At 74.0% G+C, this 22,151-nt stretch carries 21 protein-coding genes and 1 pseudogene; 12 read left to right on the top strand and 10 right to left on the bottom strand.

Annotated elements, in window-relative coordinates; translation table 11 throughout:
- Positions 1–155: 155 nt before the first annotated feature.
- Both OG776_RS11675 and OG776_RS11670 read left to right on the top strand, forming a co-directional pair.
- Positions 156–458: a muconolactone Delta-isomerase family protein gene (locus OG776_RS11675; RefSeq protein ID WP_329320475.1), complete on the top strand. Its 303-nt coding sequence runs from the start codon at positions 156–158 to the stop codon at positions 456–458.
- Between the two features lie 375 nt (positions 459–833).
- Positions 834–1,436, top strand: a complete 603-nt coding sequence (locus OG776_RS11670; RefSeq protein WP_329320473.1) for a GOLPH3/VPS74 family protein — start codon at positions 834–836, stop codon at positions 1,434–1,436.
- A gap of 110 nt (positions 1,437–1,546) precedes the next feature.
- On the opposite strand, the gene OG776_RS11665 is transcribed toward OG776_RS11670, so the two are convergent.
- Together OG776_RS11665 and OG776_RS11660 are read right to left on the bottom strand one after the other, a co-directional pair.
- Entirely contained in the window at positions 1,547–2,164 is a 618-nt protein-coding gene (locus tag OG776_RS11665; RefSeq protein WP_148013047.1) for a TetR/AcrR family transcriptional regulator, read from the bottom strand.
- Between the two features lie 54 nt (positions 2,165–2,218).
- The gene (locus OG776_RS11660; protein ID WP_410093311.1) at positions 2,219–3,616 is read right to left on the bottom strand and encodes a hypothetical protein; all 1,398 of its coding nucleotides are present in this window, start codon (positions 3,614–3,616) and stop codon (positions 2,219–2,221) included.
- Between the two features lie 113 nt (positions 3,617–3,729).
- Between OG776_RS11660 and OG776_RS11655 the strand changes: the two genes are divergently transcribed.
- The gene (locus OG776_RS11655) at positions 3,730–5,007 is read left to right on the top strand and encodes a molybdopterin-dependent oxidoreductase (protein ID WP_148013046.1); all 1,278 of its coding nucleotides are present in this window, start codon (positions 3,730–3,732) and stop codon (positions 5,005–5,007) included.
- Positions 5,008–5,353: 346 nt separating this feature from the next.
- Here OG776_RS11655 and OG776_RS11650 read toward each other — a convergent pair whose 3' ends face one another.
- The 3 genes from OG776_RS11650 to OG776_RS11640 all read right to left on the bottom strand — a co-directional run bounded on the left by OG776_RS11650 (position 5,354) and on the right by OG776_RS11640 (position 7,832).
- Positions 5,354–6,226, bottom strand: a complete 873-nt coding sequence (locus OG776_RS11650) for a class I SAM-dependent methyltransferase (protein WP_329323696.1) — start codon at positions 6,224–6,226, stop codon at positions 5,354–5,356.
- A 257-nt stretch (positions 6,227–6,483) separates the two neighbouring features.
- On the bottom strand, positions 6,484–7,101 hold the full coding sequence (locus OG776_RS11645; protein ID WP_148014892.1) for a TIGR04282 family arsenosugar biosynthesis glycosyltransferase: 618 nt from the start codon (positions 7,099–7,101) through the stop codon (positions 6,484–6,486).
- Positions 7,098–7,832, bottom strand: a complete 735-nt coding sequence (locus OG776_RS11640; protein ID WP_329320469.1) for a glycosyltransferase family 2 protein — start codon at positions 7,830–7,832, stop codon at positions 7,098–7,100. The genes OG776_RS11645 and OG776_RS11640 overlap by 4 nt, the downstream gene beginning before the upstream one ends.
- A 104-nt stretch (positions 7,833–7,936) precedes the next feature.
- Here OG776_RS11640 and OG776_RS11635 point away from each other — a divergent pair, with 104 nt between their 5' ends.
- From OG776_RS11635 to OG776_RS11625, 3 genes are all read left to right on the top strand, one after another.
- Entirely contained in the window at positions 7,937–8,710 is a 774-nt protein-coding gene (locus OG776_RS11635) for a response regulator transcription factor (RefSeq protein WP_261994532.1), read from the top strand.
- A 2-nt stretch (positions 8,711–8,712) separates the two neighbouring features.
- The gene (locus OG776_RS11630; protein ID WP_329320466.1) at positions 8,713–9,840 is read left to right on the top strand and encodes a sensor histidine kinase; all 1,128 of its coding nucleotides are present in this window, start codon (positions 8,713–8,715) and stop codon (positions 9,838–9,840) included.
- A 166-nt stretch (positions 9,841–10,006) separates the two neighbouring features.
- On the top strand, positions 10,007–10,888 hold the full coding sequence (locus tag OG776_RS11625; RefSeq protein ID WP_329320464.1) for an alpha/beta fold hydrolase: 882 nt from the start codon (positions 10,007–10,009) through the stop codon (positions 10,886–10,888).
- 43 nt (positions 10,889–10,931) lie between these two features.
- Here the strand turns inward: OG776_RS11625 and OG776_RS11620 are convergent, their stop codons facing one another.
- Both OG776_RS11620 and OG776_RS11615 read right to left on the bottom strand, forming a co-directional pair.
- Positions 10,932–11,828 (bottom strand): M56 family metallopeptidase, encoded by an 897-nt coding sequence (locus OG776_RS11620; RefSeq protein WP_148009377.1) that lies wholly within the window; start codon positions 11,826–11,828, stop codon positions 10,932–10,934.
- Positions 11,825–12,208 carry a BlaI/MecI/CopY family transcriptional regulator gene (locus OG776_RS11615; protein WP_148009378.1) on the bottom strand — a complete coding sequence of 128 codons (384 nt, stop codon included), beginning with the start codon at positions 12,206–12,208 and terminating at the stop codon, positions 11,825–11,827. The genes OG776_RS11620 and OG776_RS11615 overlap by 4 nt, the downstream gene beginning before the upstream one ends.
- A 410-nt stretch (positions 12,209–12,618) precedes the next feature.
- Between OG776_RS11615 and OG776_RS11610 the strand changes: the two genes are divergently transcribed.
- Positions 12,619–13,557 (top strand): lysylphosphatidylglycerol synthase transmembrane domain-containing protein, encoded by a 939-nt coding sequence (locus OG776_RS11610; RefSeq protein WP_148013044.1) that lies wholly within the window; start codon positions 12,619–12,621, stop codon positions 13,555–13,557.
- A 233-nt stretch (positions 13,558–13,790) separates the two neighbouring features.
- Here the strand turns inward: OG776_RS11610 and OG776_RS11605 are convergent, their stop codons facing one another.
- Positions 13,791–14,396 (bottom strand): phosphatase PAP2 family protein, encoded by a 606-nt coding sequence (locus OG776_RS11605; protein ID WP_148013043.1) that lies wholly within the window; start codon positions 14,394–14,396, stop codon positions 13,791–13,793.
- Between the two features lie 243 nt (positions 14,397–14,639).
- On the opposite strand from OG776_RS11605, the pseudogene OG776_RS11600 reads away from it, so the two are divergent.
- The 4 genes and pseudogenes from OG776_RS11600 to OG776_RS11585 form a co-directional block, all read left to right on the top strand.
- A pseudogene (locus OG776_RS11600) lies at positions 14,640–15,002 on the top strand (BlaI/MecI/CopY family transcriptional regulator); the annotation flags it as partial.
- A gap of 243 nt (positions 15,003–15,245) precedes the next feature.
- A complete protein-coding gene (locus OG776_RS11595; RefSeq protein WP_329320460.1) occupies positions 15,246–16,175 on the top strand; it encodes a M48 family metalloprotease in 930 nt (309 codons plus the stop codon).
- A 191-nt stretch (positions 16,176–16,366) separates the two neighbouring features.
- Positions 16,367–17,929, top strand: coding sequence for a DNA-3-methyladenine glycosylase 2 family protein (locus OG776_RS11590; protein ID WP_315986951.1), 1,563 nt, complete (start codon positions 16,367–16,369; stop codon positions 17,927–17,929).
- 40 nt (positions 17,930–17,969) lie between these two features.
- Entirely contained in the window at positions 17,970–18,452 is a 483-nt protein-coding gene (locus OG776_RS11585; RefSeq protein ID WP_148013040.1) for a methylated-DNA--[protein]-cysteine S-methyltransferase, read from the top strand.
- Positions 18,453–18,554: 102 nt separating this feature from the next.
- Here OG776_RS11585 and OG776_RS11580 read toward each other — a convergent pair whose 3' ends face one another.
- Together OG776_RS11580 and OG776_RS11575 are read right to left on the bottom strand one after the other, a co-directional pair.
- Positions 18,555–18,866 (bottom strand): hypothetical protein, encoded by a 312-nt coding sequence (locus tag OG776_RS11580; protein WP_148013039.1) that lies wholly within the window; start codon positions 18,864–18,866, stop codon positions 18,555–18,557.
- A 95-nt stretch (positions 18,867–18,961) separates the two neighbouring features.
- Positions 18,962–19,699: an SIR2 family NAD-dependent protein deacylase gene (locus tag OG776_RS11575; RefSeq protein ID WP_148013038.1), complete on the bottom strand. Its 738-nt coding sequence runs from the start codon at positions 19,697–19,699 to the stop codon at positions 18,962–18,964.
- A 336-nt stretch (positions 19,700–20,035) separates the two neighbouring features.
- Between OG776_RS11575 and OG776_RS11570 the strand changes: the two genes are divergently transcribed.
- Positions 20,036–22,075 carry a DUF1996 domain-containing protein gene (locus tag OG776_RS11570; RefSeq protein WP_329320455.1) on the top strand — a complete coding sequence of 680 codons (2,040 nt, stop codon included), beginning with the start codon at positions 20,036–20,038 and terminating at the stop codon, positions 22,073–22,075.
- The last annotated feature ends 76 nt before the right edge of the window (positions 22,076–22,151 follow it).

The following is a 22,151-nucleotide window of genomic DNA, read 5'->3' as shown; positions in this document are numbered from 1 at the left end:
AGGCCGCGCCTCCCAGTGGGGAGGATGCCGGTCGTGGCGCCGTCCCGGTGACCGACGGAGGATGTGTGCAGGGAGGTCCCGGCGTGCGGCCACGGACGTCCCGCCACCCATGGCGCCCGGAGTCCGCCGGACGCCCCACCGAGCGGAGCGGGACGATGCGAGAGTTCCTGGTCGAGATCACCACCACGATCCCGGAAGGCACCAGTCAGGACGAGGTCGACCGTCGGCGCGCCGCCGAGGCCGTCCGCGCCCGCGAACTGGCGGCCACCGGTCATCTGGCGCGGCTGTGGCGCCCGGTCGGCGAGCTGCGCAGCCTCGGCATCTGGCGCGCCGCCGACGAGGACGAACTCCACGAGAAGGTGCTCGGCACGCTTCCGCTCCGCTCGTGGATGGCGCTGGAGGTCACCGCGCTGGAGTCCCACCCGAACGACCCCGGCCGGACCGCCACCGGTTCCTGACGACCGCCGGCGCCGCGACCGTGGTGGCCCCGTACCGCGACCGCCCGCCGACGCGCGGGTCCGCGGCCGTGCTGCGGGTCGGCCCGCCGCACCACATGGTGGAAGGACGGGCCTGCCGTCCGGACCGGGTACCGGGCGTGCCACCCCGTACCGGGCACGGCGTGCGGACCGGGGTGCGTCACCCCGTACCGGGATGGCGTCCCGTACCGGCATGCCGTCCCGTACGGTGGGCGGCCCGGCGGGTGTCGCACGTGAGCCCGGCGGACGGGTGTCCTCGGAATCCGGGCCGGGGCGTGAGCGGGCCGGACCGGGCCGCCCGGCGCACGCGGCCGACGCCCGTGACGCGCCATCGATGTCTGTGACGGGGAGTCCGACATGACCACACCGCAGGACCTGCTGATCATCGCCCTGGACGTCCCGTCCCGTCGTGACGTCGGTCAGGGCGACCTCTCCCTCGCGCTCGCGGGGGCAGAACTGGCCGATCTCCTCGAGGCCGGGGCCCTGACCCTGGACGGCGACCGCATCGTGCCCGGCGCACCGTGGGCCACGGACGACACCCTGCTGTCGGAGGCGGTGTCGTCGCTCGTCCGCGAGGAGCCGTACGAGTCGGTCGAGGACTGGCTGTGGCGCCGGGGACGTGACCTGTTCGCGGCCTATCGGACGGACCTCGACGCGCGGACGCCGACCGGCCCCGGACGCCGGCGCTGGAACCCCCTGCGCGGCGGTACCGCGGAGCGGGCCGACTCGCCGGCCCGGCGGCACGCGCAGGACCGCTGGTCCCAGGGCGATCCCGTGCTCGTCGGACTGGCGGCGGCCGTGGGCATCGAGCACCCGGACGGGGAGGGCGCGGCTCCCGCGGACGGGGCGGTCGGGACCGTCCTGGACGCCGTGCACGACGCCGAGACGGAACTCGAAGCCGTACGGCAGCGGCGCAGTATCGAGAACGCGGCCTTCGACAACATCTGGCGGGCGCCGTGAGGACGCGGTACCCGCAGCCGGCAGCCGATCGGCAGCCGGTGGCCCGTCGGCGAGGGTGCGGACGCGGCTCGCCCCGGCGGGTCCCGTTCCGCCGGGGCGGGTGAGGGCGGTCAGACCGCGGCCGCGGCCGTTCTCGGACGCGCGCCCAGCAGTGCCAGACAGTTGGCCCAGAGCGCGCCGAGCCGGTGCGTGTTGTTGTAGAGCTTGGCGAACAGCACCTGGCCCTCCAGCTGGGCGACCACCGCCCGTGCGGCCTCCTGGGCGTCGGGCACGGTGACCTCCCCGCGGGCGAGCGCCTCGCCGACGACCGAGGCGACCATCTCGACCTGCTGGTCGAAGATGTCCTGCAGCCTCGCGCGGATGGCCTCGGTGTGGTTGCTCATCTCCAGGGTGAGGTTCCCGAACAGGCAGCCCGAGACCGTGCCGCAGCTCTCCTGCCCGGCGAGCTGGGCCGCCTCGGTCGCCTCGAACAGCAGATACAGCCGGCGCAGCGGTTCCTCGTCGCTCTCCAGGATCCGCCCCCAGGCCTGCCGCTGGCCGGTCCAGTGCTCGTCGATCACGGCCAGGGCGAGGGCTTCCTTCGAGTCGAAGAAGTAGTAGAAACTGCCCTTGGGCACACCGGCCGCCTTGCAGATCTCGGCCACGCCCAGGGCCGAGTACCCACGCAGCTCGATGAGGGTCTGCGCGGTGCTGAGTATCTTCTCGCGGGCATCGCTCGTCCGTCCCATGGGCTCAGTGTACGACCGGTCGTCTACCTCTGGCGGGCCGCCTCGGGAACGGGGTCACCACCCGGTCAGCAGCAGATGGTTCAGGAGGAGGGCGAGGACGGCCTGCGCGACGAGCCAGGCGCGCGCCCGCGGCAGCAGGGCGCCGGCCGGGAGCAGCCACATCGCGAAGGGCAGCCAGATGCGTTCCGTCTCCGCCTTGCTCATCCCGGAGAGATCGGCGGCGAGGAGGGCGAGCAGCGCGGCGAGGGCGAGCAGGGCGAGCCTTGGTTCGGCGGCGGGCAGGCGCGGACACGTGCGGACACCCCCGCGCACCGGGGCGGCACCCGCCCGCCGCAGCCCCGCGACCGTCGCCGGTCCCACGACCAGCACCGTGCATGCGAGGTTCGCCCACACCCAGTAGCCGTACGGTCTGGTCCCGCCGACCCCCTGGTAGTAGCGCGTCACCAGCAGACGGTAGGCCTCCCACCAGTCGAAGCCGAGCAGCGTGAACACCACCGGCACCACGGCGGCTCCGGCGACGACGAAGGGGAGCGGACGCAGCCGCCGGGAGCCGAGCAGCAGGACGGCACCGGCGATCACCGCGTACAGGACCAGCCCGTACGAGAGATACGCGGTGAGGCCGAGCAGGAGCCCGGCGACGAGACCGTTCGCCCTCGGGCGGGAGCCGGTCACCGCGAGGGCGAGGAACGCGACGGCCCAGGTGGCGACCGCGGCGAAGTACCCGTCCGCCGAGGCGCCCACCCACACGGCGGCCGGCGCCAGGACGAGGAAGGGGGCGGCGCGGCGGGCGAGCGCCTCGCCGGCCAGCACCCGCACGGTGAGGAGGACCGCGACCGCGGCCGTCGAACCGACGATGACGCACCACACGCCCGCCCAGCCCCCGCCGCCCAGACCGATCCGGTCCAGCAGCACGAAGGTGAGGGTGGCCCCGGGCGGGTGCCCGGCGATGTGCGCGGGCCAGGGGGCGGGGGACTGGCTCACGATGTGATGGGTGAAGTCCCGCAGCGTGGCGGGGATGTCGTGGAAACGGCCGATGACGGTGAGGTACTCGTTGGTGGTCGTCAGCCGTCCGGCGACACCGCGCTGCCAGCCGTCGACCAGCGCGAGGGAGAACGTCCAGGCCGTGGTGGTGGCCCAGACGGCCCACAGCAGGGGACGCCAGGACAGACGCGCCGCGACGAGGGGCCCGTACGCCACGACGGCGACGGCGACCCCGAGGGCGGCCGGGGTGCCGGGGCCGACGTGCGGCTCCCACCGCGCGAACAGGGGAGGCCACTCGACGAAGAGCGAACGGTCGCGGTGCTGGACGGCGGTGCCGACCAGGGCGGCCGTCGTGACGAGCAGAGCGGCCGCGAGGACCGCCGACAGGTCGAGCAGCAGATCACGGCGCGCGCCGGGAGGACGGTCGGAGGAGACATCGCGGGGACGGTCGCGGAGAAGATCGCGGTTCACACCGGCACGCTAGGCCGCGATCAGCCCGGGAGTACCGCCACCGGGAGGGACGTCAGGGTTTCGTCATGGTTCGAAGACCCTTTTGGGGGCCTTCCCCGCCCTACGGTCAGGGCATGCCACGGCCTCCCCTCCTCCCCACCTCGCCCGCGTTCTGGCGCAGCTCCGTGCGCGGCCCCTGGTTCACCTCCGTGCTCGGCATCGTGCTGCTCGGCGGGATCACGGTGCTGTTCCTCACAGGACTGCTGTCGTACGCCGCCTACAACCCGGACCTGGCCCCGGTGAACGACCAGACCCCGGACAAGGGTCTGCTCGGCTTCTACCTCTTCTCCTGGCCGACCCACCCGGCGTGGCTGTACCGGCTCACCCAGGGTGTCCACGTCACGCTCGGGCTCACCCTCGTCCCGGTGCTCCTGGCGAAGCTGTGGTCGGTCGTCCCCAAGCTGTTCGCGCTGCCGCCCGCCCGGTCCCTGGCCCACGCGCTGGAGCGGCTCTCGCTGCTCCTGCTGGTCGGCGGCGGGCTGTTCGAGTTCACCACGGGCGTGCTGAACATCCAGCTCGACTACCTCTTCCCCGGCTCCTTCTACCCGCTGCACTTCTACGGGGCCTGGGTGTTCATCGCCGCCTTCGTCGCGCACGCCGTACTGAAGACACCCGCGGCCCTGCGCACCGTCCGCCGGATGCGCGCCGGGCACGACACTCCGGACCCGGACGCCGGTCAACCGTCCGAGGAACAGGACGGGCTGGTCTCGCCGGACCCGGCCGAACCCACGGTGTCACGACGCGGCGCCGTCGGGCTCGTGGGCGGCGGGTCGCTGCTCCTGTTCGTGACGACGGCCGGACGCAGCTTCGACGCGCCGCTGCGGCAGACCGCGCTGCTCGCCCCGCACGGGGGCCCCGAACCGGGTACGGGGCCGGGCGGGTTCCAGATCAACAAGACGGCCGCCTACGCCGGTATCGACTCCCGGGAGACGGGCGAGGACGCCTGGCGGCTCGTCGTCGCCGGGCGCACCGGTACGGTCCGGCTGAGCCGCGCCGACCTGCTGCGTCTGCCCCTGCGCAGTTCGGCGCTGCCCATCGCCTGCGTGGAGGGATGGGCCACTTCCGACCAGTGGTGGCGGGGTGTGCCGCTGCGGGATCTCGCCGTTCTCGTCGGGTACGAGCACGACACGGCGCCGGACGTGCTGGTGGAGTCGCTCCAGCGGCACGGGGCGTTCCGCAGGGCCGCGCTGCGTGACAACCAGGTGCGCGATCCGCGTTCCCTGCTCGCCCTGTCCGTCAACGGCGAGGACCTGACCCCCGACCACGGCTACCCGGCACGCGTCATCGTGCCCGCCGCGCCCGGCGTGCTCAACACCAAATGGGTGGCCCGGATGACGTTCGGAGACCTGTGATGAAGCGACGCGTGTCCCTGCCCGCCCGGCCCGTGCTCCGCCGGCCGCCTCTGGGCAGCCCGCTCCAGATCCTGCTCCTGGCCTGCTCGTTCACGCTCGCCGGGTACGCGGGGGTGCGGCTGCTGGCCGGTGACTGGTTCGGCGTCACGCTGTGGTTCGTGGGTGCGGCGCTGCTGCACGACCTGGTGCTCGTGCCGTTGTACGCGGGCGCGGACCGGCTCCTCGCGCGGGGGCTGGGCGCGGCCGGCCGCCGGGAATGGACGGTCCACGTCCGGGTCCCGGCGGCTCTCTCCTGCCTGTTGCTGCTCCTGTGGTTCCCGCTGATCAGCGGGCAGATGGCGGACCGCTACCGGTCCGCGACCGGCCTCGCGGGCACCGGCTTCCTGGCCCGCTGGCTGCTGATCACGGCGGTACTGTTCGGCGGCTCCGCGGTGCTGCTCGCGCTGCGGCTGCGCAGGGCGACGAAGGAGCGGCCGCCGGTCGACCACTGACCGTCGGGACGCCACCCGGCGCGCCGTGCGTGCCGGAGCAGTGCCGGGGTTCCGAGCCGGGCCCAGGGGAAGGGCGTCCCGGCGGCTCCCCGGCCGTCGGCGACGCGCACCCGGACCCGTTCGTCGACATCGACCGGCACCGTCTCGACGATCAACAGACCGTCCGGCGCGAGGAGTTGGTCCATCCGGTCGAGCAGGGCGGCCGGGTCGCCGCCGATCCCGAGGTTGCCGTCGATCAGCAGCGCGGTGCCCCAGCGGCCCTCGCCGGGAACGGAGTCGAAGACCGACCGGTGCAGCGCCTGGCCGCCGAGCCCTACGGTGCGTTCGACGGCCGCCTCGCTGACGTCGATACCCAGGGCCCGCCGCCCCTGTGCGGCGAGCGCCGCGATCAGCCGGCCGGGTCCGCATCCGACGTCGAGCACGGCGCCCTCGCAGCGCCGCAGCACCTCAAGGTCCGCGGTGTCGGCGCGGGCGCACCACCGTTCCACCTCCAGCGGCAGCAGCCAGCCGTCGGTCCGCCGCAGATAGAGGGGGCCACGGCCGACCCGCAGCGCGTCGGCGTACGGGTCGCCGGCGGACCAGGGGGCGGCCGGCGCACCGCCCGCGCCGGTCGCCGTCGCGGCCGCGTCACCCGCCGCCGCACCGGCCGCCGCCGCGCGATCCGCGGCCGCACCTGCCCCGGCCCCGGTCCTGGCTCCGACCCCGGCCTCGGCCGTGCCCCCGTCCACCTCGGCGCGCCCCGTGGCTTCGCCCGCCACCCCGCGCGCCGCCGCGCTCGTCCCCGCCGCCGTACCGGCACCCGCTGCCGCAGCCGTCGCCGTCGCCGTACCGGCACCCGCTGTCGTCGCCGTCGCTGCCGTCGCCGTCGTGGTCGAGGTCGTGGTCCTGGGTGTCGTCCGGCCCGCGCGGCCCGTGGCGCGGGCCCCCGCGCGAGCGGTCCGGCCTCCCGCGGGTCCGGGGGCGGCGGCGCGTTCGCGTGGCGCGCTCATCGGCCGGCCCCGGCCTCGACGCGGGCGAGTTCGGCGGCGAACCGGCCGTCCGGCGCCGCCGCGGCGACGACTCCGGCGTCGGCCGCGGTGTCGACGTCCCGCAGACACGGCAGATCGCGGACCCGCAGACCCGCGGCGGTCAGCCGCGCCCGCTGCGCGGCGCCGGTGGTGGCCGTGGACATCGGGACGCCCCGCACCAGATCCGGGTCCGGGACGGCGAGCCCCAGGGCCCAGAAGCCGCCGTCCTCGGCCGGTCCGAAGTACGCGTCGCAGCCGGTGAAGTCCACGGTGAGGAGTTCCGGCGTCACCTGCGGGGTGTCCATGCCGATGAGCAGCGCGGGTCCGGTGCAGGCCGCGAAGGCCGCGGCCAGCCGTTCGTCCAGACCTCCCGCGCTCTGCGGTACGACCTCGATGCCGGGGGGCAGCCAGGGACCCGGTGTGCCGTCGAGCACCAGCACCCGGCGCCGCACGGGCGCCGCCGCCACCGCGAGCAGCGTGTCCACGAGCGCCGCCTCGGCGAGCGCGGCCGCCTGGCGGGGCGAAAACGGCGGGGTGAGCCGGGTCTTCACCCGTCCCGGCCGCGGTTCCTTGGCGATGACGAGCAGGGTGCTCACGGGGTGGTTCCTCCTGGGGACGGGGCGGGAACGCGGGACGGGGCGGGCGCTTCCGCCAGCACGCGGCGCATGTCCCGTACCGCCTGCCAGGTTCCGCGCCAGGTGCCGGTGACCTTGGAGGCGCCGGTGCGGGGCAGATACGGCACGTCGTGCTCGGTGACCCGCCAGCCGGCGTCGGCGGCACGCACGACCATCTGCAGCGGGTAGCCGCTGCGGCGGTCCGTGAGGCCGAGGGCGAGCAGCGGTTCGCGGCGCGCCGCGCGCAGCGGGCCCAGGTCGCGCAGGGCGAGCCCGGTACGTCGGCGGAGCATCCGGGCCAGCGCGAGGTTGCCGGCCCTGGCGTGGGCGGGCCACGCGTGCCGTCCTTGTGGGCGACGGCGCCCCAGCACCAGATCCGCCGAGCCGTCGCGCACCTCGCGTACGAAGGGCACGAGCAGGGACGGGTCGAGGGAGGCGTCGCAGTCGCAGAAGCACACGATGTCGGCGGTGGCCGCGGTCAGCCCGGCGTGGCAGGCGGCGCCGAACCCGCGGCGCGTCTCGCGCACGACGGTCGCGCCGAGGCCACGGGCCAGTTCCGCCGAGCCGTCCGTGGACCCGTTGTCCACGACCAGCGCGCGCCAGCCGGACGGAATGCGGGCGAGCACCCAGGGCAGGGCCTCGGCCTCGTTCAGACAGGGCAGGACCACATCGACTACGGGGTCCGCGGGGGGAGAGGTCGTCACGGCTCTCACCCTACGAACGCGAAAGGGACATCTCGGGCTTCGGCTCCTTACGAAACGCGGACGTCGAGCGGCGGAGGGTCACGCCGGGCCGGGGCCGGTGGGAGAGTGAAGCCATGCATGAGCCGTACGAATCCGCAGGTACCGGGCGCGACCCGGTGCACGGCGCAGCGACCGCCCCGGCCGGTCACGGGGGCGCCGCGCGTGTCCTCGTGGTCGACGACGACCCCACCGTCGCCGAGGTCGTCTCCGGCTATCTCGACCGTGCGGGCTACCTGGTGGACCGTGCGGCGGACGGGCCCTCCGCGCTCGCCCGTGCCGACGCGCACCGGCCCGACCTGGTGGTGCTGGACCTGATGCTGCCGGGGATGGACGGCCTCGAGGTGTGCCGGCGGATGCGCGGGCGCGGTCCCGTGCCCGTCATCATGCTCACCGCGCGGGGCGACGAGGACGACCGCATCCTGGGACTTGAGGTGGGCGCCGACGACTACGTGACCAAACCGTTCAGCCCCCGGGAGCTGGTGCTGCGCGTGGAGTCCGTACTGCGCCGGGCTCGGCCCGCCACCACCGCGTCCCCGCTGCACGCGGCCGGCCTCGGTCTCGATCCGGCGGCCCGCCGTGCCACCAAAGGAGACGCGGAACTCGCCCTCACGGCAAGGGAGTTCGATCTCCTCGCCTTCTTCCTGCGGCACCCCGGACGGGTGTTCAGCCGGGAGGACCTGATGCGTGAGGTCTGGGGCTGGGACTTCGGTGACCTCTCGACGGTCACCGTGCACGTCCGGCGGCTGCGCGGGAAGGTCGAGGACGATCCGGCGAGGCCCCGGTTGATCCAGACGGTGTGGGGCGTGGGGTACCGCTTCGACGCCACGACGTCCGCGGAGGCGGTCTGACCATGCGCGACATCCTGCTCATCGCCCTCTTCGCGTTTCTCGGGGCCGCGGGGGCGGGCCTGCTCGGCGCGGGCACGCTGTGGCTGATCCGGCGGCGCTCGCTGACGACGTCCCTCGCCGTGGTCGCCGCCGTGGGGGTGACCGCGATGCTCGCGGGGACGCTCGCCGTCGCGTGGGCGATGTTCCTGTCCTCGCACGACCTGACCGTCGTCACGACGGTGGTGGCCATGGCGGCCGTTGTCTCGCTGGCCACCGCACTGCTGCTCGGCCGCTGGGTCGTGGCCCGCAGCCGGGACCTGACGCTGGCCGCCCGTTCGTTCGGCGACGGCGGTGACTTCGCGGCCCCCGACGGTCCGGTGACCGCCGAACTCGCCGCTCTGGGGCGCGAGTTGGCCGCCACCAGTGTGAAGCTCGCCGAGTCGCGGGACCGTGAACGGGCCCTGGAGACCTCACGCCGTGAACTCGTCGCGTGGATCTCGCACGACCTGCGCACCCCGCTCGCCGGACTCCGCGCGATGTCGGAGGCGCTGGAGGACGGCGTCGCGGCCGACCCGGACCGCTATCTGCGGCAGATGCGCACCGAGGTGGAGCGGCTCAACGACATGGTGGGCGACCTCTTCGAACTCTCGCGCATACATGCGGGAAGCCTGGCCCTGTCGCCCTCCCGTGTCTCCGTGTACGACCTGGTGGGAGACGCCCTCGCGGGGGCCGACCCGCTGGCCCGCGAGTACGGCGTGCGCCTGGTCGGCGACCGGGTCGAGCCGGTGCCGGTCGAGGTGGACGGCAAGGAGATGAGCAGGGTCCTCGGCAACCTCCTCGTCAACGCGATCCGCCGGACACCGGCGGACGGCACGGTGGCGATCGCCGCGGAGCGCTCGGGCCAGGGGGTGGTGCTGTCCGTCACCGACGGCTGCGGGGGCATTCCCGAGGAGGACCTGCCGCGGGTCTTCGACACCGGCTGGCGCGGCAGCCACGCGCGGACCCCACCCGCCGGGGCCGGCCTGGGCCTGGCGATCGTCCGCGGCATCGTGGAGGCGCACCAGGGGCGCGCCGCGGTGCACAACGTCCCCGGAGGCTGCCGCTTCGAGGTCACTCTCCCGCAGGCGGGGCCGCCCCTGCCGGCCCGATGACCGGCGGGCGATTCCGGACCCCGGTCGGTGCCGCTCGCTCCCCGGTCGGTCCCGCTCCCAGGTCGGTGTCGCGCACCGGGCGGTGTCGCGCACCGTGGATCCGGGCGGTGTCGCGCACCGCGAATATCCGGTGCGCGTGACCGGGCGCCCTTGAGACACTCACCGCATGCCGATCATCGAAGCCGCGCCCGGAGTGTCCCTCGCGTACGAGACGTTCGGTGACCCCGCCGATCCGGCGGTCCTGCTCGTGATGGGCTTCGGCGCCCAGATGATCGCCTGGCACGAGGACTTCTGCCGTGCGCTCGCGGACCGCGGACGCCATGTGATCCGGTACGACAACCGCGACTGCGGGCTGTCCACCACATTCGACGACCACCCCGTCGACCTGGGCCGGTTCATCGAGGCGGTGAGCTCGGGCGATCTCCCGTCCGCACGGGCGATGGTGCCGTACACCCTCCAGGACATGGCCGACGACGGCCTCGGCCTGCTCACCGCGCTCGGGATCGAACGCGCCCATGTGGTCGGGTCGTCGATGGGCGGCATGATCGCCCAGACGATGGCCATCAGCCGCCCCGAGCGCGTCCTGACCTTGACCTCGATGATGTCCTCGACCGGCGAGCCCGACTACGGCAGGACCGGCGACGAGGCCATGGCGGTGCTCTTCGCCCCGAAGCCGGCGGACCGGGAAGGCCATGTCGCGGCGGCGGACCGGGAGCTGGTCTGGGGGTCCCGACGGTACGGCGACGCCACCGCCCTGCGTGCACTGGCCGCCGAGAGCTACGACCGGGGCCACCATCCCGCCGGAGCCGTCCGGCAGCTCGGCGCGATGATCCTCGGCGGCTCACGCGCCGACGCGCTCCGCGCACTGCGGATGCCGACGCTGGTCGTCCACGGTCTGGACGACACCCTGATCGATCCCAGCGGCGGGAAGCGCACCGCCGACCTGGTGCCCGGGGCGAGGCTCCTGCTCGTCCCCGACATGGGACACGACCGCCCCCGCCCACTCTGGCCGGAGCTCATCGACGCCCTGGCGGCGCACACGGCCTGAGCGGCGGGGCGACGGCCCGGACCGAGCGGCGTCCGTCAGGGCTTCAGTCCGGGAGGGTCTCGCTCAGCAGGCGGAGCAGATCGCCGGTGGCGTCCAGGGCGCCGAGCGTGGACAGGGCGGCGAGCGCCAGCACGGCGAAGCCGAGGGACCACAGGTCGGGCGGCGGAGCCGTCTGCAGCGCCGCGATCCGGCGGGTGACGGCGTTCTCGGAGAAGTTCAGGGCGCACCCCGGCCGGGCCCGCTGGGCCACGAGGGCGGCCCGGGCGAGGGCGCGCGCGGTGGTGCGCCGGTCCCCGACGCTCCGCGCCGCCTCCTCGTCGGCCCACCGCTCCACCTGGAAGGCGACGGCGGTGCGCACCGGTCCCAGTACCGGATTGGCCGCGGCGGCCAGCGTCACCGCGGTCGACAGGGCCGCGTGCCGGTGCGTGAGGTGGGCGCGCTCGTGGGCCAGCAGCACCCGCCGCTCGGCCGGTTCCAGCGCGCCGAGCATGGCGGACGTGACCAGGATCCGGCCCGGTGTCCCCGGGATCGCGAAGGCCCGCGGGGTCGAGGACGCCGCGACGATCAGCTCGCTGTCCGCGGGATGCCCGGCGCTCAGCCGCTCAAGGGCACGACGGGTCGCACGGTGGGCGCGCAGGGCCCCTACGAACCGGCAGGCGATCAGCGAGAGGAGGGTGATCGCCGCGACGGCGATCGCCACCGGCACCGGTTCGGGCGGACGCCTGCCCGTCTCCCCGGTCTCCAGGGCCACGAACGGCACCTCGCCGAGCAGGGTCGCGGCGAGCAGCAGCAGTGCCCAGGTGGAGGCGGCCGCGGTCAGGACGGCCGTGACGGTGAGGAGGCGGGCGGCCGGCGCGGGGGAGAGCCGCCGGCCCACCTGTGCCGCGGCGGCCGTCAGCAGCAACGGCAGGACGAGGGGGACGTAGACGTCGATCCTCACGGACCGCTCCCCCCGAGGAGGTCGCGGAGGGCCTTTTCCTCCCGGGGGCTCAGCCCGGTGACGAACTGCTGCAGGGCCGCGATCGGGTCCGGCCCGCGGTCCAGTGCCTCGTGCATGGCCTCCGCGGTCAGTTCGGCCGCGTTCTTGGCGGGCCGGTACGCGCCGCGCCGGCCGTCGACGTCACGCAGCACCAGACCCTTGTCGTAGAGGCGTTTGAGGATGGTGTGCACGGTGTTGTAGGCGAGACCGCCGCCGATCTCGCTCTGTATCTCGGCGGGGGTGAGGGCCTCGTCGGTGGCCCAGAGGGTGGCGAGGACCTCGCTCTCCAACGCGCCGGCGCCGCGCCGTTCCGCCCTCCCGTGAGGGACTGTGCCAGCCATGTTCGTCACCTTACAGCGCGTAGGGGTGCGGACAGTGGTGAGGGCTGACGGAGTGCGCCCCCACCCGTTTGCCCCGATCCGCCCCCATCCCCTCGCGGCTTCCGGCTTCCACCCTACGTCTTGTAGGGTGGAAAACCCTACGCTCTGTAGGGTGAAAGGCGGAAGATGGTCGAGACCGTGCATCAGTCGCGCCCCGGCACCCCACTCCCCGTGCGAGCCGTACAAGTCGTACAAGTCGTGCAAGCCATACAAGCCGTACGTTCCGTCCGGCGCGTACGGGCTGTACGGGCGGGAGCGGCCGTGCGGCGGACGCCGTCCGGCGCCTCGGGCCCCGGGGCGGTCGGTGTGCCCGCGCCCGTCCCCGGGGCGGGCGAGCCCTTCGCCCCGGCCGTACGAGGAGGCCGAGCGGCGTGACCTCTCTTCCGCCCGGCACCACCGCGCCGGTCCTGAACAGGCGGGTTCTCCTGCACGCCGCGCTGACCCTCGCCGTCCTCGCGGTCGTGGCGGGGCTCGCCCGGCGGCACTGGCCGGTGATCGAGACCGGGACCGACCGGCTGGCCGTCGCCGACCACGGCTGGCTGTCCCTCGCGGCGTTCGCCACCGGCGCCACCTGGGTCTGCTCGGCACTCGCCCAGCAGGGCGCGGTGCCCCGGCGACTGCCCGCCGGCCGGCTGGTCGCCGTGCAGTTCGCCGCGTCCGCCGCCAACCACGTGCTGCCCGCGGGTCTCGGCGCGGGCGCGGTCAGCCTGCGCTTCCTGACCCGGTGCGGACTGACGGTCGCCCGGTCGGCGACCGCGCTCGGCGTGAAGGCCGCCGCCGGGGCCGTCGCGCGCGCCGTCCTGATCGCCGCGCTCGCGTCGGCCTGCCCCGGCGTACTGCGGCCGCCGGACGCCTCCGTGACCGCCGTCGCGATCGCGGGTGTCGGCGCCGTGACCGTCGTCGTGCTCCTGCCGGGACCGCCCCGGCGCGCGGTCCGCGCGGTCCTCGCGGACGTACGCGCCGTGCACGCGATCCCGGCCCGCGCCGCCGCGCTGTGGGGTGGCTCGCTGGCCTTCGCCGCGCTGCACGCCGCGGTGGTCGTCACCGTCGCCCAGGCGCTCGGACTGCCGCTGTCACCGGCCCGGGTGGCGCTGGCCTACCTCGTGGCGAGCAGTGCCGCCGTCCTGCTGCCCACCCCGGGCGGGATCGGGACGCTGGACGCGGCCCTCGCCGTGGCCCTCACCCTGACCGGAGCGCCGGGCGGCACGGCGGCGTCCGTGGTCCTCGGCTACCGGCTCCTGACGGTGTGGCTGCCCCTGGTGCCGGGCCTGGCCGTGCTGGCACTCCTCGCACGTCGCCGGGTGCTCTGAGCGGGCGCGGCGCGGTCGGGACGTGTTCCGGATTCCGCGGCCGTGGGCGCGCCCCGGCCGTGACGTCACTGCCGTCCGTCGCGCCTGCCGTCCGGTGCGCCTCCCGTCCGTGCGCCCGCCGTCCGGGGCGTCCGGGGTGTCCGGGTCCGGGGCGTACGTGTGCCCTCCCCGGTCGGTGCCCGAGCCGTCGTCGAGTACGGCCTGGCGCCACCCCCCCGATGCCGGGGCGTGGGTCACGCCGGGACCAGCAGCGCTCGTAGCCGGGAGCGCGTCAGCCGCTCGGCGAGCGGGTCGGAGACCCTGGCGAGGAACGCCGTCAGGGTCCTCGCGATCAGCGTGCCGACCAGGACGCCGGCGACCACGTCGTGCGGATAGTGGGCGCCAACCCAGACCCGCGCGGCCGCCATCGCGCAGGCCGCCACCAGGGCGACGGTGCCGAGGCGGCGGGAGACGAGGAGCAGGGCGACCGCGGCCGCCGCGGCCACGACCGCGTGATTGCTGGGGAACGACCAGTCGCCCGGCGCCGGACACGCCTCCAGCGTCCGCACCCGCATGCTGTGGCAGGGCCGGTCCTCACGGACGAGCAGCTTGAACACCGAGTTCACCCCGTACGCCACCACGACGACCACCGGCACCATGAGCGCGGTCACCGCGGCCCGGGCGCTGTGGTGCCGGGCCTGCCACCACCCCAGGAGCATCAGGACGGCGAACAGCCCGAGACCGTACGTCGACCAGTCCCGGACCAGCGTGTCCAGCCACGACGGGGCGTCCTGGGCGAGGCCCACGACGTAGGAGTAGGAGGAGCCGTCGATCGACGACCCGTCGAACGCGAGCGTCATCCCCACGCACCCCTCTCCACGGAGCGGGGCAGGCCGAGGCGCCGGACGAGGGCTCCGAGCGGTGGTCCGGAGTGCGCGCCGGGACGCGCCCCGAGCTGTGACGCTGCGAACAAGGATGCGGCCATCGTCGCGAGTCCTCCCATACTGGACAGGGCCTGGTGTGGTCTTGAGGACACCCCAGTGACTACAATGTTGTAGACGGTCTACGGAACTGTAGACGATATCGGGGTGAGGATCGTTCCCATGACCAGCGCGAAGGACGAACGCCGGCCGGCGGGTGAGCTGGAGGCCTCCGTCATGGCCGCCCTCTGGGCCGCCGACGAGCCGCTCACGCCGGGCGGTGTGCAGACGCGGCTGGGGACGGGCCTGGCGCGCACGACGGTGACGACGATCCTGTCCAGGCTGTACGAGAAGGGGATCGCCGGCCGGGAGCGGCAGGGCCGCGGTTTCGCGTACTTCCCCGTCCAGGACCCGCAGGGGCTCACCGCACGCCGTATGCACACCGAACTCGACCGGGACGAGGACCGGGAGACGGCGCTGGCCCGGTTCGTCGCCCAGCTCAGCCCCGACGACGAGCGCCTCCTGCGCGGCCTGCTGGAACCGGAGGGGCCGCCTTCGGGGCGGGACGACCGGCCGGCACCGGACGGTCCGCCGACCCCGCCCGGACAACCGATACCGGACGGACGACCGGCGCCGGACGGACTGTCCGGCCCCGGCGGACGGCGACCGGAACGCGGACGCGGCGAGTAGAACCAGAACCCGGCCTGGAACCTGTAATCGGACCCGGACCCGGACCCGGACCCGGACCCGAAACCCGCAAGACCGACACGCGACTACGATCGGTGGGTCATGACCGCTCTGCTGCTCATCCCGCTCCTGGTGCCCTTCGCGGTACCGGCGGCGGCGCGGCGCTGCCTAGACCGGCTCGCGCCGGCCGCCGCGCTGTGGGCGCTGACCCTCACGGTCCTCGTACTGGCGGCCTCCGCCGTGGCGGCCCTCGGCGCGCTGGTCCTCACCGGCCTGCTCAAACTGCCGTTCCTCGCCGGTCTCGGTGAGTTCGTCCGGCCGCTGCGCACCCCCTCCGACCTGGTCGTCCTGCCGCTGGCGGCGGCCGCCACCGGTCTGCTGACCCTCGGCGCCGCGACGCTCGTCCGTTCCGCCCTGCGGCAGCTGCGTGCCTTCCGCGCGGCCCGCACCGAGGCGGACTGCCGGCCCGTCGCGGGCGACCTGTGCGTGATCGAGTCGCCCCGTCCGGACGCGTACGCACTGCCCGGCCGCCCGCACCGCATCGTCGTCACGACGGGGATGCTGCGCAGCCTGGGCGCCGACGAACGCGAGGTGCTCTTCGCCCACGAGCGGGCCCACAACGCCGCCGGCCACCACCGGTTCCTCGTCGTCGCCGAGTTCGCCGCGCACTGTCATCCGGGGCTCCGCCCGGTCCGCGCGGACATCGCGCTCGCCGCCGAACGCGCCGCCGACGAGGCCGCGGCGGCCGTGGTGGGGGACCGGCGGCTGACCGCGCGGGCCATCGCGCGGGCCGCCCTCGCCGCGTCCTCCGCGCGCTCCGGCCGCCCCGACTTCGCCCCCGCGGCGACCACCGGACCGGTACCCCAGCGGGTCGCGGCCCTGCTCGCCGCCCCCCGCCGGCGCCGACGCGCCGCGCCCTGGATCGCCCTCCTGCTGGCGGCCTGCGCATCCGTCTCGGCCGGGACGGCGTCCACCGGTGTGCTCGCCTTCCACCACGAGGTCGAGGTGGCCCAGGGTGAGGAACCCCGCTGACACGGTCCCTCCCGCGGGCATCGGTCCCGACGCACCGCGACGGGAGGTTCAGGCCGCGGGGAGCGCGGCCGCGCGGCGCTGTGAGGGCGGGGGTGAGGGCCGCGGCGGGTGGGACGGGCCGTCCGAGGCCCGGCGAGGCTGATGTCGGATTCTCGCCAGCCCAGTCCTCTCCCGTGCCCGATCCTGGAGACATGCGGAACGGGATGCACACCGACACCGAGCGCTGCGTACGCGCCGTCCGGTCGAAGGACGCGCGCTTCGACGGCTGGTTCTTCACCGCCGTCCTGACCACCGGGATCTACTGCCGGCCCAGCTGCCCGGTCGTGCCGCCGAAGCCGGAGAACATGACGTTCCACCCGAGCGCGGCGGCCTGCCAGCAGGCGGGATTCCGTGCCTGCAAGCGCTGCCGCCCGGACACCAGCCCCGGCTCTCCCGAGTGGAACCAGCGCGCCGACCTGGTGGCCCGTGCGATGCGCCTGATCGGCGACGGGATCGTGGACCGGGAGGGCGTCCCGGGCCTGGCCGGGCGGCTCGGCTACAGCACCCGCCAGACAGAGCGGCAACTGCTGGCCGAGCTGGGCGCGGGGCCGCTCGCGCTCGCCAGGGCGCAGCGCGCCCAGACCGCGCGACTGCTCATCGAGACCACCCCGCTCCCGATGACGGAGATCGCCTTCGCGGCGGGCTTCTCGTCGATCCGTACCTTCAACGACACCGTGCGCGAGGTCTTCGCGCTCTCACCGAGTGAACTGCGCGACCGTCTCCCGAGGAACCGGGCGGCGGCCGTCGCGAGGGCGAGCCGGACGGTGGCGCCGGGCGGAGGGACGGGAGCACGGACGGACGGGGTGACCGGTGCGGTGGCGACCGCGTCGGGGGCGCTGTCCCTGCGGCTCCCGTTCCGTGCCCCGCTCAACCCCGACAACCTCTTCGGCCACCTCGTGGCGACGGCCGTGCCCGGTGTCGAGGAGTGGCGCGACGGCTCCTACCGGCGCACCCTGCGGCTGCCCTACGGCCATGGCATCGTCGCGCTCACCCCGCACGCCGACCACATCGGCTGCCGGCTCAGCCTCAGTGACCTGCGCGACCTCACCGTCGCCATCAGCCGGTGCCGCCGCATGCTGGACCTGGACGCGGACCCGGTCGCCGTCGACGACCAGTTGCGCACCGATCCGCTGCTGGCCCCGCTCGTCGACAAGGCGCCGGGACGCCGGGTGCCCCGCACCGTCGACGAGGCCGAGTTCGCCGTACGGGCCGTGCTCGGCCAGCAGGTCTCGACAGCCGCCGCCCGCACCCACGCCGCCCGCCTGGTCACCGCGCACGGCGAGCCGGTCGAGGACACCGAGGGCGGCCTCACCCATCTCTTCCCGTCCCCCGACGCGCTGGCCGCGGTGGACCCCGAAACCCTCGCCATGCCCCGCACCCGCCGCGCCACGTTCACCACGTTGGTACGCCAACTCGCGGACGGCACCTTGCACTTGGGGGTGGAGAGCGACTGGGCGGAGGCGCGAGCGCGACTCCTCGGCCTCCCCGGCTTCGGCCCCTGGACGGTCGACGTCATCGCGATGCGCGCCCTCGGCGACCCCGACGCCTTCCTCCCCACCGATCTCGGAGTCCGGCGCGCCGCCCGGGAGTTGGGTCTGCCCTCGACGCCCGCCGCCCTCACCGCCCGCGCGGCGGCATGGCGGCCCTGGCGGGCGTACGCGGTCCAGTACCTGTGGGCGACGGACAGCCACCCGATCAACTTCCTTCCCGTATGAGCCCGTCGAACCCGTCACGGGCCGGCACCAAGGACACGCAGTGAAACGACACACGGTCACCGACAGCCCCTATGGACCCCTCACCCTCGTCGCCGACGACGACCTCCTGTGCGGCCTCTACATGGTCGGGCAGCGCCACCGTCCGCCCCAGGAGGACTTCGGCGCGCGCGACGACACGCTGCTGCCCGAGGTGAAGCGCCAGCTGACGGCCTATTTCGCGGGCGACCTCAAGGAGTTCGACCTGCCGATGCGGCTGGCCGGCACCCCCTTCCAGCGCAGCGTCTGGGAGCAGTTGGTGCGGATCCCCTACGGTGAGATCCGCTCGTACGGGGAACTCGCGGACGCCCTCGGGAACCCGAAGGCCTCCCGGGCGGTGGGCCTCGCCAACGGCAGGAACCCGGTCGGCGTCATCGTCCCGTGCCACCGCGTGGTGGGCGCCGACGGAAGCCTCACGGGCTACGGCGGCGGCCTGGACCGCAAGCGCCGCCTCCTTGACTTCGAACGCGGCTCCGCGCTGTTCTGACCCGTCCGGCGGCCGGATGGCGCCCGGAGGCCGCCGCCGACGGCGATGAGGAGCCGGCAGGCCGTGCCGGTCGCGGCGGCCTCGCCGAGGACGACGGGTGGCTCAGCCGCCCGTCGCCCATCGGACAGCCGCGATCACACCCAGCAGCACGGCGGGGCCCACCCACCACCACCCCATGATCCGTCGTACCGAGGGCAGCAGCCACAGCACCGCCGCCGCACCGGCGGCTCCGATGGTGAGGACGCACGAGAGGACGATGCCGGCATACGCGTCGTCGTCCCAGGGCCCGGACGGACGGATGGTCAGTGCCGTCCAGCAGAAGTACGCGGCGACAAGGGTGAGCAGGATCAGTGGGACGGCGAGGACCAGGCGCAGGCACCCGCGGTCGTTGTCCACGTGGGAAGGGCTGGTCATCAGCGCAGTGCGTTCCTTGCCTCGTCGAGGCTCCCGGGCCATGGTGGTGAGTTCGGCGTCGGGCCGGCCCTCCTGGAGGAAGCCCGCTATTTCGATCAGTGGTTGCTCTCCTTGGTCAGCCCGCGCAGCAGTGCGGGGAGGGCGGTGCCGATCGGTTCCCGTACGACCTCTTCGGCGCGGTCGTCGTACGGGGTCGGTTCGGCGTTGACGATGACCAGCCGGGCGCCGTGGTCGGCGGCGACCCCCGCGAGTCCGGCGGCCGGATGCACCTGGAGGCTGCTGCCGACGGCGATGAAGATCCGGCAGGCCTTGGCGATGGCGGCGGCCTCGCCGAGGACGACGGGGTCGAGATGCTCACCGAAGAGCACGGTCGCCGGTTTCAGGATGCCGCCGCAGATGCGGCACGGCGGGTCGTCCTCGCCGGCCTCGACCCGGGCCAGCGCCTCCGGCATGGGGGTTCTCTCGTGGCACGCGGTGCACACGACGGCCCGCGCCGTGCCGTGGAGTTCGAGCACCTTGCGGGCGGGCATCCCGGCGAGCTGGTGCAGCCCGTCGACGTTCTGGGTGAGGACCCGCACGGGGATTCCCGACTTCTCCAGCTCGGCGACGGCCAGGTGCGCGGCGTTGGGTTCGGCCCGCAGCGCCCCGGTCTCGCGCCGCATCCGCCAGGCCCGCCGCCGGATCTCCGGATCGCCCATGTAGTACTCGTACGTCACGAGCTTCTCGGCCTCGGGGTCCTGCCGCCACAGTCCGTTCGGACCGCGGTAGTCGGGGATTCCGGAATCGGTGGACACACCGGCGCCGCTGAGGATGGCGACGAGGGGCTTGTTCATGGGGCCGAGGGTAGGACGACCGCCCTCGCGGGGCGACCGGATATCGGGGGCGGCCAGTCCGTTCGGCGGCCGGGCGGGAGGTAGGGTGCGCCGCAGCGAGGGCCCGCCGGGCCGCGCGGCCGTGGTCCGGAGGCCGACGCGTATGAGGCCGTTGTGAATTCATGAGGCGCTTGAACGCCCTCGGGTCCCTCTACGTATGGCAGGGGGGATTTCCATGCCGGGCCTGTTACGAGGCGTAGGAGTACACACGTGAGACGGAACACGCGCAGACGCCCCACAGGGGCACGGCGTGCGACATTTGCCGCGGCCGCGCTGATACTGGGCGGAGGTGGGCTGGTGGCGGTGAACGTCTATGCCTCGGCCTCCGAGACCTGGGGCGGTTCGTCCGGGGAGCAGAACCAGACCAAGGCGGCGGGAGCCGCGACGATCGACTGCCCCGACGTGGGCAGCAAGCTCACCGAGGTGCCGGAGGCCGCGAAGGGAGAGGTCGACAAGCAACTCGCCCTCCTGGACCAGCAGATATCCGAGGCGTACGCACGCCTCGCCTCGGCCGAGCAGGCCCAGAAGCAGGACCCGAGCTTCGTGCAGAACGCGGTCCTCGGCCCGCTGAAGGACAAGCGGAGCGCGGTCATCGACCGCATCAAGCTCGGCTTCAAGAACGCGGGCGCCGAGGCGCCGAACATGCTCGACGGTGCCGCCGCCTGCACCGCCGTTCCCGCCACCCCGGCCCAGGACAACGCCGGTGGCCAGAACGGCGACGGACAGCAGCAGGGCGACAACGGCGCGGGCCAGCAGCAGAACGGTGGCGGCCAGCAGGGCGGCGGCGCGACGCCCGCCAGCGGCCCGGTCGCCGCGGACTTCGTCGACATCACGACGGTCCAGCCGAACGTGCCGCAGAAGCCGGGCAACGGGGGCGACGCCTCGACCGGTACGTTCAGCAGCACGTGCGGTGTGAACGCCAACAAGAAGTTCAACACCGACAACGTGATCGTCGCGCCCGGTGTCGCCAACGGCGCGCACCATCTGCACGACTACGTCGGCAACCAGGCGAACGACGCGTTCGCCAGCAACGACGACCTCGCGGGCGGCGACACCACCTGCAAGAACCAGGGTGACAAGTCCACCTACTACTGGCCGGTGCTCCGCGTGCAGGACGGTACGCAGGAGTTCGACGCCGACCGCAACGGCGGTGGTCTGGAAGGCAACATCGGCAAGGTCCTGCAGGCGAAGCAGGCCCAGATCGAGTTCGTGGGCTCCCCGCAGAGCAAGGTCGTCGAGATGCCGACGTTCCTGCGCATCATCACCGGTGACGCGAAGGCGTTCGTCAACGGCCCCGCGAACGCCAACGCGCACTGGAGCTGCTCCGGGTTCGAGGACAAGGTGCAGCTGACGGACAAGTACCCGATCTGTCCCCAAGGCAGCAACGTCATACGGAAGTTCGCCTTCCAGAGCTGCTGGGACGGCCAGAACATCGACAGCGCCAACCACCGTACGCACGTGGCCTTCGCCGACGCGGCCGGCAACTGCGCGGGCGGCTTCAAGGCCATTCCGCAGCTGACGATGCGGCTGGTCTACGACGTTCCGCGGCCGACCCTCGAGAACGGCCAGGTGAAGAACCCCTACGCCGTGGACGGGTTCCCCGAGCAGCTGCACAAGCCCATCACCGACCACGACGACTTCATCAACGTCTTCGACGCGAAGCTGATGCGGGAGATGGTGGACTGCATCAACTCCGACAAGCAGTGCGTCGACGGCGCCGCTGACGCGGGCAACGGCGGTGACAACGGCAACGGTGGCGCCGGTGGTAACGGCGGCAACGGTGGTGACAACGGCAACGGCGGTGCCGGCGGTAACGGCGGCAACGGTGGTGACAACGGCAACGGCGGTGCCGGCGGCAACGCGGGCAACGGCGGCAACGCCGGTGGCGGTTCCGACGAGCCGACGAAGGACACCCCGCCCCCGAGTGCCGACCCCACCTCGGACGGAGACGCCGGGGCCGACCCCGGTGTCCCCGCGGCGACGCACCGTCCGAAGCCTCCGGCCAGTACGCGGGGCAGCGACTCGCAGGACGGCGACCAGGGCGGCGTCGTACCCAAGGCGGACACGACGACCCCCGCCGCGCAGAACGACGCGGCCGGGGGCGGCAAGAACGACGACCAGGGCGGCGCGGCCGACACCGGGCAGACACCGGCCGCGAACGGGGACGCACCGTCCGCGCAGGTGTCGTCCCAGGCCCAGGCGCAGACCGAACCGCAGACGGTCGCGAGCGGTGACCTGGCCGAGACCGGCACCAACCTGTGGCCCGCCGCCGGCGGCGGGGTGCTGGTGATCGCGGGTCTGGTGCTCCTGCGCCGGATCAGGCGCGGCACCGTGTGACAACACCCCCCGGGTGACCGATGAGACGACGCCCGTACCCGCAACTCCGCGGGTACGGGCGTCGTCTCGTGACGGG

Source organism: Streptomyces sp. NBC_01689, assembly GCF_036250675.1.
Classification (GTDB): domain Bacteria; phylum Actinomycetota; class Actinomycetes; order Streptomycetales; family Streptomycetaceae; genus Streptomyces.
Note: the sequence above shows the minus strand (reverse complement) of the source record. Positions and strands in the feature narration are given on the sequence as shown.